Below are 12,520 nucleotides of genomic sequence, written 5' to 3' on the forward strand. Positions count from 1 at the left end.
ATGCGCCGGATCCTCATAGTCGGAGCCGGCCAGGCCGGCCTCCAACTCGCCCTGGGACTCCAGGGACGGGGCTACGACGTGACGCTCATGTCGCACCGGTCGCCCGACGAGATCCGCTCCGGCCGCGTCATGTCCACCCAGGTCATGTTCCACACCGCCCTGCAGCACGAGCGCGGCCTCGGCCTCCACTTCTGGGAGGACCGGGCCCCGCGCATCGAGCGCCTCGGCGTGTCCATGGCCGGCACGGTGGCCGGGCGCCCCGGGGTCCGGCGTGTGGTCGACTGGGCCGGCCGGCTGGACCGTTGCGCCCAGTCCGTCGACCAGCGGCTGAAGATGGCGGGCTGGCTGGAGACGTTCTCCGAGCGCGGCGGCCGGGTCGTGGTGCACGGGGTCGCCGTCTCCGACCTCGACTTCCTGGCCCACCGCTACGACCTCGTGGTGATCGCGGCCGGCAAGGGCGAACTCGCCTCGCTCTTCGCCCGCGATCCCGCCCGTTCCCCGTACACCGCACCGCAGCGCTGCCTCGCGCTCGCCTATGTGCACGGCCTGGGCCCGCGCCCGGAACATCCCGAATACGACGCCGTCCGCTGCAACTTCGTGCCCGGCGTCGGCGAGCTGTGGGTGATCCCCGCGTTCACCGCCTCCGGCCGCGCCGACATCCTCTTCTGGGAGGGCCTCCCCGGTGGCCCGCTGGACGTCTTCCGCCGGGCCGAGGACCCGGGCGAGCATCTGGCCCGGACGCTGGAGCTGATGGAGCGGTTCACGCCATGGGAGTACGGGCGTGCCACGGCCGTCGAACTCACCGATGCGCAGGCCACGTTGACCGGCCGCTACACCCCCGCCGTGCGCGAGCCGGTGGGCGTGCTGCCGTCGGGGGTGCCGGTGCTCGGCGCCGGGGACGCGGTCGTGCTCAACGACCCGGTCGCCGCGCAGGGCGCCAACTCGGCGGCCAAGTGCGCCGCCGTCTACCTCGCCGCGATCACCGAGCGCGGGGACGCCCCGTTCGACGCGGCCTGGATGCGGGCGACGTTCGCCCGCTGGTGGGCGGGGGCGCGGCATGCGACGAAGTGGACGAACCTGATGCTGGGGCCGTTGCCGGTGCACGTGCGTGACGTGCTGGGGGCGGCGGCCGGTCTGCAGCCGGTTGCCGATCGCTTCGCGAACGGGTTCGACGATCCGGCGGACTTCGACGAGTGGTTCTACGACGCGGCGAAGGCGGGGCACTACGTGGCGCGGGCCCGTCGGCCGAGCACGACCCGCAGTTAGTCACCGGGCGGCGCATACGAAGCCAGCGGCGGCGCCCCGGCGTCGGGACGAACCGCCCCCAGCAACGGGTTGCCCGCCACCGGTGAGATCTTCACCCGGTCGCCCGTCCGGGGCGCCTGTATCACCAGGCCGTTGCCGATGTAGAGCGCGACGTGCGTGGCGCCCTCGAAGTACAGCACCAGGTCGCCCGGCCGCAGGTCGCTCAGCGGCACCCTGGGCAGGGACGCCCACTGCTCCTGGCTGGTGCGCGGTATCGCATCGCCCGCGTGGGCCCAGGCCTGCGAGGTGAGCCCGGAGCAGTCGAAGGACTCGGGGCCCTCGGAGCCCCACACGTACGGCTTGCCCAGCTGCTGGTACGCGAAGTCGATCGCCTTGGCGCCGGCCGCGGACGGGGTCCGGGAGCCGGTCAGGCGGGCGGAGGCGAGGAACCGGCGCTGGGCGTCGTCCGCCTGGCCGGCCTCCAGGCGCCGGAGTTCGGCGAGCTGCGCGCCGTCGAGGGAGGAGAGCAGCCGCTCGACCTCGGAGAGCCGCTTCTGCACCGTGTCGCGCTGCTGCTTCTGGGTGGCGGCCAGGGTCTGCTGCACGTTGAGGGCGTCGCGGGCCTCCGAGGCCAGCGCGGCGGAGCGCTTCTCGCCGGCGGTGAGCCGGTCGACGGTGACGGCCCGGCGGCCGGCGGCGCGGCGCCACTCGTGGCTCTGGACGAGGGCCTGCTGCGGGTCGCCGCTGAGGAGGAACGTCACGTACGGGGAGAGCGGGCTCGCGGTGCCGCGGTACTGCTCGCGGGCGAGCCGGCCGGCGGCGTCCCGGCTCGCGGTGAGCGCGATCCGGGTCTCGGCGAGGTCCTCGTCGAGCTTGTCGACCTTGGCTCTCTGCTTCTTCAGCTTCTCCGCGGTGGCGTTGTAGGCCTCGGTGGCCTCCTCGGCCTTCTGGTACAGCGACCGGAGCTGGACGAGGAGCGCGCCGACCGGCTGCGCGGGCGGCGGCGCCGCGGCGGCGGGCGGGACGAGGGCGCCGGCGCCGGCCATCAGGGCGACGACGATGCAGGCCGAACGCACGAACCGTCCTGACACGGGATCACCTCCGGTGGGGGGCAGCATGATCGTGCCCGGGGGAGGATCGTGCCATGCGCGGTGCGACTAATGGCAATCGTGTGGGTGAGCGGCCGCGGGTCGCCGCTGGTTGCTCGCGCAGTTCCCCGCGCCCCTTACGGGGCGCCGCCCCGTTACCCCTCGTACACGTACTTCCACCCCTTCGGCAGGCCCAAGCGCCGCGTAGTGGCGGCAGGCACCCGCCGGTACACCAGTACCGCCGGCGCCCCGCCGTCCTCCCCGGTCGGCACCGGGATCCGGTACACCTTGGGCGGCAACCCGTTGAGCCCCACCAGCACCGGCAGCACCCGCCCGTCCATGGGCCCGCCCTCGAAGGGCGTCTTCTCGCTTCTCACGACCCCAGTCTCTCCCCCCGCGGCACCAGGTGCCGCTCTTCGGCGCGGGCCGCAGGCCGTACCGGCTCAGGACAGCAGATGCCCCGCGTCCTCGAACAGCGGCACCGTCCGCCGTGCCAGCCGCCCGACCGGGCCGTCGGCCGGTTCCGCGGCGAAGGCGGCCCGCGCCACCTCCGCCGCCTGGGCGTCGCTCGCCGCGGTCGCGGTCAGCAGGGCCACGAAGTGGTCCACGAGCCAGTCGCGGAGCTCGTCCCGCGGCGGCTGCTTCTCCTCGTCCAGCCGGATCAGCGACGCCGCCTCGACGGCGGTGATCCACGTCCGCACCATCATGCGCAGCCGCGGCCCGGGCTCGGGCACGGACAGGTGCTTGAGGATCTGGGCGGCGGCCGCCCTGCGGACCCCGTCCACGATGGCGCCGGTGCGGGAGGTCCCGACGACGCTGCCGCCCTGCAGCAGGGCGCTGAAACCCGCGTCGTGCTCGTCGACGAACCCCAGGTAGCGGTCGAGCGCGGCCCCGAGGCGGCGCGTGAGCGGGCCCGACTGCGGCTCGGCGAAGCACAGTTCGAGGTCGTCGGCGGCGCTGCGCAGGGCGGCCTCGTACAACTGCTGCTTGCCGCCCGGGAAGTAGCGGTACACCAGCGGCCGGGAGACCTCGGCGGCGGCCGCGACATCGTCCAGCGAGACCTCCTCCGGCGCGCGGTGCGCGAAGAGCCCGAGCGCGGCGGAGATCAGCTGCGCCCGGCGCTCGGCGACGCCCAGCCTGCGGTAGGTGGTGCGGACGGCCCCGGTCATGCCCCGCAGGGTACCGTCAGGCCAGCAGGCCCGAACTCCTCCACAGCCTGCGGCCGGTGCCGCGGAGCACGCCGATCTCGTCGAGGAAGTCGGTCAGCCGCTTCGCGCCCGCCTGCATCACCTCGCGCCGGTGGCCGCTGGCCCGCACCTGGGCGACGGCCTCGCGGCGGTCGAGGCCCACATTGGTGTAGACGGCGGGGTTGACGAAGGCGAAGGCGAAGACGCGGGCGGCCTCGCCCGAGCTGACGCGGGTCAACGCCGTTTCCCAGCGCGGCGCGGTGACCATCTGGCGCCGCAACTCCTCGCGGGCGTACCGGACATGGCGGGCCTCCTCGATCACGTGGATCCGGGTGACGCCGCGCACCAGGGTCTGCACCCGCTCGTCGGGGAAGGTCAGCCGCTGCATGTAGTCGAGGATCTCCTCGCCCAGCAGGGTCATCGCGAAGATGCCGGGTGTGGTGGCGATCGTCTTGGCGACCCGGCCGAGTGCGTGGTGCAGCCCGGAGACGGGGTACGCGGGGGCGCCGCCCTTCTCGATCATGCGGGCGAACATCTTGGAGTGCCGGCACTCGTCGGCGATCTCGGTCAGCGCGTAGCGCACATGGGCGCTGGTGAGCGGCTTGTCGTAGATGTGCCGGGCCAGCAGCTGGATCAGGATGATCTCGAACCAGATGCCCAGCGAGGCCAGCGCCGCGGCCTCGTGCCGGGCGAGGTCCCTGCGCTGCTCCTCCGGCATCCGCCGCCACAGCGGGGTGCCGTAGAGCGAGAGCAGCTCCGGGGGCCAGTACCACTTGCCGTCCTCGGGCGGTGCGTCCCAGTCGAGTTCGGCGTCCGGGTCGAAGGAGTGCCGTGCGGAGGACTCCAGCAGCCGCTCGGCGACCCGTTCGCGGTCCCTGAGCGGGCCGAGGGCGTCGTGGGGGAGCCGGGCGGGCCGGGAGCGGCCGGTCGCGGTGGTCATGGCCGATGCCTCCTCACCTTCGGGACGTCCGGGGTACGTTGGGGTTACCGACGGTCACAGGCTTATGAGACTGCTTGTCAGCAAGGGAAGTCAATCCCCGCGACGGCACAGGAGGCCGCGACGATGACGATGCCCCACCACCCCGACCCCCGTCCCGACGGCACCACTTGGGAGGTCCCGGCGACCGGGGCGGCCCGCTTCAGCTGGGACTACGACGACGGACGCGAACGCCTGCTGGCCCTCTACCAGAAGGGCAAGGACAAGCAGTGGGACGCCGTGACCCGCATCGACTGGGACCTCGAGACCGACCCGGACAACCCGCTGGGCATCCCCGACGCCAACCTCCCGCTGTACGGCAGCCGGTACTGGGACCGGATGAGCGCGGCCGACCGCCGCAGCCTCCACCACCACTACGCCGCCTGGCAGTTCAGCCAGTTCCTGCACGGCGAACAGGGCGCGCTGGTGTGCGCCGCCCGCATCGTGGAGACGGTGCCCGACCTGGACGCGAAGTTCTACTCCGCCACCCAGGCCATGGACGAGGCCCGGCACGTCGAGATCTACAGCCGGTTCCTGCGCGAGAAGATCGGGATGCAGTACCCCGTCAACCCCAGCCTGCAGTCCCTGCTGGACGACACCCTGCGCGACTCCCGCTGGGACATGCCCTACCTGGGCATGCAGGTCCTCATCGAGGGCCTGGCGCTGGCCGCCTTCGGCCTGCTGCGGGACGTCACGGACGAGCCGCTGCCGAAGCAGATCCTCGCCTACGTGATGCAGGACGAGGCGCGGCACGTCGCCTTCGGCCGGATGGCGCTGCGCGACCACTACCGGCAGCTGACGGACGCGGAGCGGCGCGAGCGCGAGGAGTTCGTGATCGAGGGCTGCCTGCTGATGCGCGACCGGTTGCGCGGCGAGGAGGTGCTGGCCGACTTCGGGGTGCCCGCGGCCGAGGCGGCGGAGCTGAGCGAGCAGTCGGAGTACCTGCAGGTCTTCCGCAGACTGCTGTTCAGCCGCATCGTGCCCTGTGTGAAGGACATCGGCCTGTGGGGCGAACGACTGCAACAGGCCTACGTCGACATGGGCGTCTTCGAGCTGGGCGATGCGAACCTCGACCTCCTCATGACCCAGGACGAGGAGATCGCCGAACAGCTGGACGCCCGGCGGTTCGCCCGGGAGGAGGCCGCCCGTACCGCGGAGGTCGCGGAGACGATCGCGAACGGATAACAAAGAAGGGGTAATTGGAGGCATTTCATGGGCCGGGTGCCGGTTCTGCCGTCATCCTGTGAGCGAGGGCGTGCGGGGGAACGCCCTGCGGTAAGCCGCCGTCTACGAGCAGGAGAAGGCAGACGGGCGCTCCAGGGGGAGGCTGCTCATGGCTCGAATGGCTGGAATGGCTCGAACGACCGGCAGGAATCGGCATCTCGCCCTGGTGGTGGTGTCCGTTGTGGCGCTCAGCGGAGTGATAACGGGATCCTTGGCCAAGGCAACGGAGTACGCACGCGCCGCACCCGTCTCCAGCGCGGAGGAACCGGGAGCGGTCCCGCGGGACCCCGCGGCCCCGGGCGAGCTGACACCCGAGCCCGCCGCGACACCCACCGCCTCCGCCACGCCGGACGACGGCCCGGTGGACGCGTCGATCACGCATGACACCGAGGCCGGCGGCAGGTCCGTCAGCATCACGGTCGACGACGGCCCCGACCCCGTCTGGACCCCCAAGGTGCTGGCCCTGCTGAAGAAGTACGACGTCAAGGCCGTCTTCTGCATGATCGGCCCGGAGGCGGAGGCCCGCCCGGACCTGGTCCGCAAGGTCGTCGCCGACGGCCACCGCCTCTGCGACCACTCCGTGGACCACAACACGGCCATGGACAAGCGCTCGGAGTCCTACCAGGAGCAGCAGGTCATGGACGCCCGCCGGATGATCGAAAAGGCGGCGGGCGCCGGCACCCCGATCCGCTACTACCGGGCTCCCGGCGGCGCCTTCACCCCCTACAGCCGCGAGCTCGCCGCCCGGCACGGCATGCGCCCGCTCGGCTGGAGCGTCGACACCCGCGACTGGGAACGCCCCGGCGTCGACCACATCGTCAAGGCGATCGAGCAGGGCCTGGCCGACGGCCCGATCGTCCTCGTCCACGACGGCGGCGGCGACCGCGGGGAGACGGTCGCCGCACTGGAGCAGGCGATTCCGTGGCTGAAGGAACACGGGTACACATTCAGCTTCCCGAAGGTCTGAGAAACACCGAAGGCCCGTTCCGACAGCGATCGGAACGGGCCTTCGGCCTCATGTGCGCTCGGCAGGATTCGAACCTGCAACCTCTTGATCCGTAGTCAAGTGCTCTATCCGTTAAGCTACGAGCGCCTATCTGCCGCAGCAGGCCGTCGGGCCCGATGCGGATTTTTTTCGCACCTCATGCGAGGTGCCCCCGGCAGGATTCGAACCTGCGCACACGGCTCCGGAGGCCGTTGCTCTATCCCCTGAGCTACGGGGGCTCGTCGTCCGCTCGCTCGCGGCGACAGGTAGAACATTAGCAGCTCCCGAGGGGTGCCCCGCAACGAGTGATCATTCGCCGTCGGCGGGCTCGCTCGCAGGGGGTGGAAGTGGGGAAAACCCGGACGCAGCGCGGGGGGCGCGCCTACTCTCGGGATTGTGCCTGGCTTGTCCGGCCGGGTCCTTGTTGTGGACGACAACAGGGTCATCCGGCAGTTGATCAGGGTCAACCTGGAGCTGGAGGGCTTCGAGGTGGTGACCGCGGCCGACGGTGCCGAGTGTCTGGAGATCGTGCACCGGGTGCGGCCCGACGTGGTGACCCTGGATGTCGTGATGCCCCGGCTCGACGGGCTGCTCACCGCCGCCCGGCTGCGGGCCGACCCGCGCACCCGGGACATACCCGTGGCCGTCATCAGTGCCTGCACCCAGTGGGAACTGGAGAACGGCCGGGCCGCGGGGGTGGATGCGTTTCTGGCCAAACCCTTCGAGCCCGCGGAAATGATCCGCCTCGTCCGCGGTCTGGTGCGTGCGGTGCACGATCGCGCCCCACGCGGCGCGGGGAACTGCGCGACCGGCCACGACGAGCCCGCAGTTGCCGAACCCCACCCCCAGCGGAGCGCATAGGCTTGCCCTGTGACCCCCGCCGATGTCTCCCGCACCGTGCTGCACACCGTGCGCTGTGCCGTCGAGGCCGACGAGCTGCGCGCCGCCGTGCCGTCGCGGGTCACCGTGCGCGTTCCGCCCCGCCCCGACTGCGGCGACTACGCCACCAACGTCGCGTTGCCGCTCGCCAAGGACAGCGGCCGCCCCGCCCGCGAAGTGGCCGAAATCCTGCGCCGCCGGCTCGCCGCGGAACCCGGCATCGCCCGGGTGGACATCGCAGGGCCGGGCTTCCTCAACATCACGCTGGCGAGCGCCCCCCAGGCCCGTGTCGTCCGCAGCCTCCTGCGGACCGCGGACCCCGGCACGCCGCTGGACCTGCCCCCGCCCCCGCCGGAACTCCTCGCCCGCCTCGGCCCCGACGCCGCCCGCTGGAGCCTGCTCAGCCCGCCCGGCCTCGACCGGGACCTGCTCCTCGTCCAGCGCGAGAGCAACCCCCTCTTCCGCGTCCGGTACGCCCACGCCCGTACCGCCGCCCTGCTGCGCAACGCCCGCGACCTCGGCTTCGGGCCGGAGCTCCCGGAGGACGGCGCGGAGGAACTCGCCGACGCCGACGGGCCGCTGTTCGCCGCCCTCGCCGACCACCCCCGCATCGCCGCCGCCCGCGACGCCGGCCGGCTCGCCCGGCATCTCGAGCGGCTCGCCGACGCCTTCCTGCGATGGCACGCCGACTGCCCGGTGCTGCCGCGCGGAGAGGAGAAACCCTCGGCCGTCCACCGAGCCCGCCTGGCCGTCGCCGCGGCCACGGGCAAGGTGCTGGCCGACGGCCTCCACCAGCTCGGCGTCACCGCACCCGCACACCTCTGAGGGGATCAGAGTCATGAGCCGTTCCGCCCACCCCGCCGGCCCCCGCTACGCCGACGTCCTTCCGGAGGGCCACTACACGGCACCCCCGGCCGACCTCAACGCGCTCGACGCGCACGTGTGGTCCCGGACGGTCACCCGCGACGCGGACGGCGTCATCACCGTCGGCGGCCTCAAGGCCACCGCGCTCGCCGAGGAGTTCGGCACCCCGGCCTACTTCCTCGACGAGGAGGACTTCCGCGCCCGCTGCCGCGCCTGGCGCGACGCCTTCGGCACGGAGGCCGACGTCTTCTACGCCGGCAAGGCCTTCCTCTCCCGCGCGATCGTGCGCTGGATCCACGAGGAGGACCTCAACCTCGACGTCTGCTCCAGCGGCGAACTGCTCACCGCCCTCGACGCCGGGATGCCCGCCGAGCGCATCGCCCTGCACGGCAACAACAAGTCGACCGAGGAGATCACCCGCGCCGTCGAGGCCGGCGTCGGGCGGATCGTGGTCGACTCCTTCCAGGAGATCGCGCGCGTCGCGCACATCGCCGAGCGGCTCGGCAAGCGCCAGCGCGTGCTGATCCGGGTGACGGTCGGCGTCGAGGCGCACACGCACGAGTTCATCGCCACCGCACACGAGGACCAGAAGTTCGGTCTCGCCCTGGGCGGCGGGCAGGCCGCCGAGGCCGTGCGCCGGGCGCTCAAGCTCGACGGGCTGGAACTGCTCGGCATCCACTCGCACATCGGCTCGCAGATCTTCGACACCTCCGGCTTCGAGGTCGCCGCCCACCGCGTCGTCGGCCTGCTGCGGCAGATCCGCGACGAACACGGCGTCGAGCTGCCCGAGATCGACCTCGGCGGCGGCCTCGGCATCGCCTACACCTCCGAGGACGACCCGCGCGAGCCGTACGAGATCGCCACCGCGCTGCGCGAGATCGTCACCCGCGAGTGCCGCGCCGCCGGGCTCACCGTGCCGCGGCTGTCCGTCGAGCCCGGCCGCGCGATCGTCGGCCCGACGGCCTTCACGCTGTACGAGGTCGGCACGGTCAAGGAGCTGCCGGGCCTGCGCACCTACGTCAGCGTGGACGGCGGCATGTCCGACAACATCCGCACCGCGCTCTACGACGCCGAGTACAGCGTGGCGCTGGCGTCCCGCGCCTCCACCGCCGAGCCGATGCTCGCGCGCGTGGTCGGCAAGCACTGCGAGTCCGGCGACATCGTCGTGCGCGACGCCTTCCTGCCCGCCGACACCGCCCCCGGCGACCTGCTTGCCGTCCCGGCCACCGGCGCGTACTGCCGCTCGATGGCGAGCAACTACAACCACGCGCTGCGCCCGCCGGTGGTCGCGGTGAAGGACGGCACGGCGCGGGTGATCGTCCGGCGCGAGACGGAAGAGGACCTTCTGCGTCTCGATGTCGGCTGAGGCCGCAAGAGATCTCGAATAGTGGACGGGGTCCGAAAAGCCCCGTCCAGTGAGTGAGACTGGTGCTACCGATGAAGAGCGAGAAACGAGGTCGGATGATGCGTACGCGTCCGCTGAAAGTGGCGCTGCTGGGCTGTGGAGTGGTCGGCTCAGAGGTGGCGCGCATCATGACGACGCACGCGGACGACCTCGCCGCCCGTGTCGGTGCACCGGTCGAGCTGGCCGGCATCGCCGTGCGCCGCCCGGACCGGGTCCGGGCGGGGGTCCCGGCGGAGCTCGTCACCACCGACGCCACGGCGCTCGTCAAACGCGGGGACATCGACGTGGTCGTCGAGGTCATCGGCGGCATCGAGCCCGCCCGCACGCTGATCACCACGGCTTTCGAGCACGGTGCGAGCGTCGTCTCCGCCAACAAGGCCCTGCTCGCCCAGGGCGGCGCGGAACTTCACGCGGCCGCCGAGACGCACGGCACCGACCTCTACTACGAGGCCGCCGTGGCCGGCGCCATCCCGCTGATCCGCCCGCTGCGCGAGTCCCTCGCGGGCGACAAGGTCAACCGGGTGCTGGGCATCGTGAACGGCACCACCAACTTCATCCTCGACAAGATGGACACGAGCGGTGCCGGTTACTCCGAGGCGCTCGACGAGGCCACCGCCCTCGGCTACGCCGAGGCGGACCCGACCGCCGACGTCGAGGGCTTCGACGCCGCCGCCAAGGCCGCGATCCTGGCCGGCATCGCCTTCCACACCCGCGTCCGCCTCGACGACGTCCACCGCGAGGGCATGACGGAGGTCACGTCCGCGGACTTCGCGTCCGCGAAGCAGATGGGCTGCACCATCAAGCTGCTCGCCATCTGCGAGCGCGCCGAGGACGGGAAGTCGGTCACCGCCCGCGTGCACCCGGCGATGATCCCGCTCAGCCACCCGCTCGCCTCCGTCCGCGAGGCGTACAACGCGGTGTTCGTCGAGGCCGAGGCGGCCGGCCAGCTGATGTTCTACGGGCCCGGCGCGGGCGGTTCGCCGACCGCCTCCGCGGTCCTCGGCGACCTCGTCGCCGTCTGCCGCAACAAGGTCGCCGAGACCACCGGACCCGGCGAGTCCGCCTACACCCGGCTGCCCGTGAGCCCCATGGGCGAGGTCGTCACGCGCTACCACATCAGCCTCGACGTGGCCGACAAGCCCGGTGTCCTGGCCCAGGTCGCCACCGTCTTCGCCGAGCACGGCGTGTCCATCGACACGGTCCGCCAGCAGGGCAAGGACGGCGAGGCGTCCCTCGTCGTGGTCACCCACCGCGCCGCCGACGCCGCCCTGCAGGCGACCGTCGGGGCGCTGCGCAAGCTGGACACGGTCCGCGGCGTCGCGAGCATCATGCGGGTTGAAGGGGAGTAACGAGAGCAATGTCCGGTAACAGCAACTCCCGCGGTTCCGCGGGCACTCACCAGTGGCGCGGCATCATCGAGGAGTACCGCGACCGGCTTCCGGTCACGGACAGCACTCCGGTGGTGACGCTGCGCGAGGGCGGTACGCCGCTCGTCCCGGCGCAGGTCCTCTCCGAGCGCACCGGCTGCGAGGTCCACCTCAAGGTCGAGGGCGCCAACCCCACCGGCTCCTTCAAGGACCGCGGCATGACGATGGCCATCACGCGGGCCAAGGAGGAGGGCGCGCAGGCCGTCATCTGCGCCTCCACCGGCAACACCTCGGCGTCCGCGGCCGCTTACGCGGTGCGTGCCGGCATGGTGTGCGCCGTGCTGGTCCCGCAGGGCAAGATCGCGCTCGGCAAGATGGGCCAGGCGCTGGTGCACGGCGCCCGCATCCTCCAGGTCGACGGCAACTTCGACGACTGCCTGACGCTGGCCCGTTCGCTCTCCGACAACTACCCGGTGGCGCTGGTCAACTCGGTCAACCCGGTGCGCATCGAGGGCCAGAAGACCGCGGCCTTCGAGATCGTCGACGCGCTCGGCGACGCGCCCGACATCCATGTCCTCCCGGTGGGCAACGCGGGCAACATCACCGCCTATTGGAAGGGTTACCGCGAGTACGCCGCCGACGCGGTGTCCACGCACAACCCGCGGATGTGGGGATTCCAGGCCTCCGGTTCGGCGCCGATCGTGCGCGGCGAGCCGGTGAAGGACCCGCACACCATCGCCACCGCCATCCGCATCGGCAACCCGGCCTCCTGGCAGTTCGCCGAGCAGGCGCGCGACGAATCCGGCGGCCTCATCGACGAGGTGACCGACCGCCAGATCCTCGCCGCCTACCGCCTGTTGGCCTCCCAGGAGGGCGTCTTCGTCGAGCCGGCCTCGGCCGCGAGCGTGGCCGGCCTCCTCAAGGCGGCCGAACTGGGCCTGGTCGACCCGGGCCAGCGCATCGTCTGCACGGTCACGGGCAACGGCCTGAAGGACCCGGACTGGGCGGTCGCGGGTGCCCCGCAGCCGGTCACCGTTCCGGTGGACGCCAACGCTGCTGCGCAGCAGCTCGGGTTGGGGTAGGGGTTTCCTCCCGGGGGCTCCGCCCCCGGGTTCCTGGTCCTTCGGCTGCGGGCTGTCCGTGGCCGGTCGCGCAGTTCCCCGCGCCCCTTCGGGGCGCGGCACCACCCGGAATCGGGGGCAACGCCCTCAAACCGGGCGCGCCGCAGGCGAAACGCATCGTGCGCCTCCCGTGCGCCCTATGTCGCCACAGAACCTTCCTTCGATAGGCTGTGCTCACT

The 12,520-nt window shown here is 72.2% G+C and carries 12 protein-coding genes and 2 tRNA genes; 8 read left to right on the plus strand and 6 right to left on the minus strand.

Translation table 11 applies throughout. The features are described 5' to 3' along the window. Window positions 1–1,266, plus strand: a complete 1,266-nt coding sequence (locus tag HG542_RS24720) for a styrene monooxygenase/indole monooxygenase family protein (protein WP_171085054.1) — start codon at window positions 1–3, stop codon at window positions 1,264–1,266. On the opposite strand, the gene HG542_RS24725 is transcribed toward HG542_RS24720, so the two are convergent. From HG542_RS24725 to HG542_RS24740, 4 genes are all read right to left on the minus strand, one after another. After that, window positions 1,263–2,336 (minus strand): C40 family peptidase, encoded by a 1,074-nt coding sequence (locus tag HG542_RS24725; protein ID WP_229922516.1) that lies wholly within the window; start codon window positions 2,334–2,336, stop codon window positions 1,263–1,265. The genes HG542_RS24720 and HG542_RS24725 overlap by 4 nt on opposite strands. A gap of 152 nt (window positions 2,337–2,488) precedes the next feature. Beyond that, window positions 2,489–2,710, minus strand: coding sequence for a DUF8847 domain-containing protein (locus HG542_RS24730; protein ID WP_171085057.1), 222 nt, complete (start codon window positions 2,708–2,710; stop codon window positions 2,489–2,491). Window positions 2,711–2,776: 66 nt separating this feature from the next. Beyond that, window positions 2,777–3,502, minus strand: a complete 726-nt coding sequence (locus tag HG542_RS24735; RefSeq protein WP_171085059.1) for a TetR/AcrR family transcriptional regulator — start codon at window positions 3,500–3,502, stop codon at window positions 2,777–2,779. Window positions 3,503–3,518: 16 nt separating this feature from the next. Beyond that, window positions 3,519–4,460, minus strand: coding sequence for an AurF N-oxygenase family protein (locus tag HG542_RS24740; RefSeq protein WP_171085061.1), 942 nt, complete (start codon window positions 4,458–4,460; stop codon window positions 3,519–3,521). A gap of 123 nt (window positions 4,461–4,583) precedes the next feature. Between HG542_RS24740 and HG542_RS24745 the strand changes: the two genes are divergently transcribed. Both HG542_RS24745 and HG542_RS24750 read left to right on the plus strand, forming a co-directional pair. Beyond that, complete coding sequence (locus HG542_RS24745; RefSeq protein WP_171085064.1) at window positions 4,584–5,681, plus strand: ferritin-like domain-containing protein; 1,098 nt, start codon at window positions 4,584–4,586, stop codon at window positions 5,679–5,681. Between the two features lie 166 nt (window positions 5,682–5,847). Next, the gene (locus HG542_RS24750; protein ID WP_171085065.1) at window positions 5,848–6,687 is read left to right on the plus strand and encodes a polysaccharide deacetylase family protein; all 840 of its coding nucleotides are present in this window, start codon (window positions 5,848–5,850) and stop codon (window positions 6,685–6,687) included. 53 nt (window positions 6,688–6,740) lie between these two features. On the opposite strand, the gene HG542_RS24755 is transcribed toward HG542_RS24750, so the two are convergent. Both HG542_RS24755 and HG542_RS24760 read right to left on the minus strand, forming a co-directional pair. Further along, window positions 6,741–6,813: transfer RNA gene (locus HG542_RS24755), tRNA-Arg, on the minus strand. Window positions 6,814–6,872: 59 nt separating this feature from the next. Beyond that, window positions 6,873–6,944 (minus strand) — tRNA-Arg (locus HG542_RS24760). Window positions 6,945–7,101: 157 nt separating this feature from the next. Here HG542_RS24760 and HG542_RS24765 point away from each other — a divergent pair. The 5 genes from HG542_RS24765 (at window position 7,102) to thrC (ending at window position 12,302) form a co-directional block, all read left to right on the plus strand. Then, the gene (locus HG542_RS24765) at window positions 7,102–7,566 is read left to right on the plus strand and encodes a response regulator (RefSeq protein WP_171085067.1); all 465 of its coding nucleotides are present in this window, start codon (window positions 7,102–7,104) and stop codon (window positions 7,564–7,566) included. Between the two features lie 9 nt (window positions 7,567–7,575). After that, on the plus strand, window positions 7,576–8,409 hold the full coding sequence (gene nrtL / locus HG542_RS24770; RefSeq protein WP_171085069.1) for an ArgS-related anticodon-binding protein NrtL: 834 nt from the start codon (window positions 7,576–7,578) through the stop codon (window positions 8,407–8,409). Window positions 8,410–8,422: 13 nt separating this feature from the next. After that, window positions 8,423–9,814 (plus strand): diaminopimelate decarboxylase, encoded by a 1,392-nt coding sequence (gene lysA / locus HG542_RS24775; protein ID WP_171085071.1) that lies wholly within the window; start codon window positions 8,423–8,425, stop codon window positions 9,812–9,814. 95 nt (window positions 9,815–9,909) lie between these two features. After that, window positions 9,910–11,202, plus strand: coding sequence for a homoserine dehydrogenase (locus HG542_RS24780; RefSeq protein WP_171085073.1), 1,293 nt, complete (start codon window positions 9,910–9,912; stop codon window positions 11,200–11,202). A gap of 8 nt (window positions 11,203–11,210) precedes the next feature. Continuing rightward, the gene (gene thrC, locus HG542_RS24785; protein WP_171085075.1) at window positions 11,211–12,302 is read left to right on the plus strand and encodes a threonine synthase; all 1,092 of its coding nucleotides are present in this window, start codon (window positions 11,211–11,213) and stop codon (window positions 12,300–12,302) included. The last annotated feature ends 218 nt before the right edge of the window (window positions 12,303–12,520 follow it).

It is taken from the genome of Streptomyces morookaense (genome assembly GCF_013030945.1).
GTDB lineage: Bacteria > Actinomycetota > Actinomycetes > Streptomycetales > Streptomycetaceae > Streptomyces > Streptomyces morookaensis.

Coding starts and splice junctions, on each gene's coding strand:
- HG542_RS24720 (WP_171085054.1), top strand. CDS start 1: ATGCGCCGGATCCTCATAGTCGGAGCCGGCCAGGCCGGCCTCCAACTC.
- HG542_RS24735 (WP_171085059.1), bottom strand. CDS start 3,502: ATGACCGGGGCCGTCCGCACCACCTACCGCAGGCTGGGCGTCGCCGAG.
- HG542_RS24740 (WP_171085061.1), bottom strand. CDS start 4,460: ATGACCACCGCGACCGGCCGCTCCCGGCCCGCCCGGCTCCCCCACGAC.
- HG542_RS24745 (WP_171085064.1), top strand. CDS start 4,584: ATGACGATGCCCCACCACCCCGACCCCCGTCCCGACGGCACCACTTGG.
- HG542_RS24750 (WP_171085065.1), top strand. CDS start 5,848: ATGGCTCGAACGACCGGCAGGAATCGGCATCTCGCCCTGGTGGTGGTG.
- lysA (WP_171085071.1), top strand. CDS start 8,423: ATGAGCCGTTCCGCCCACCCCGCCGGCCCCCGCTACGCCGACGTCCTT.
- HG542_RS24780 (WP_171085073.1), top strand. CDS start 9,910: ATGATGCGTACGCGTCCGCTGAAAGTGGCGCTGCTGGGCTGTGGAGTG.
- thrC (WP_171085075.1), top strand. CDS start 11,211: ATGTCCGGTAACAGCAACTCCCGCGGTTCCGCGGGCACTCACCAGTGG.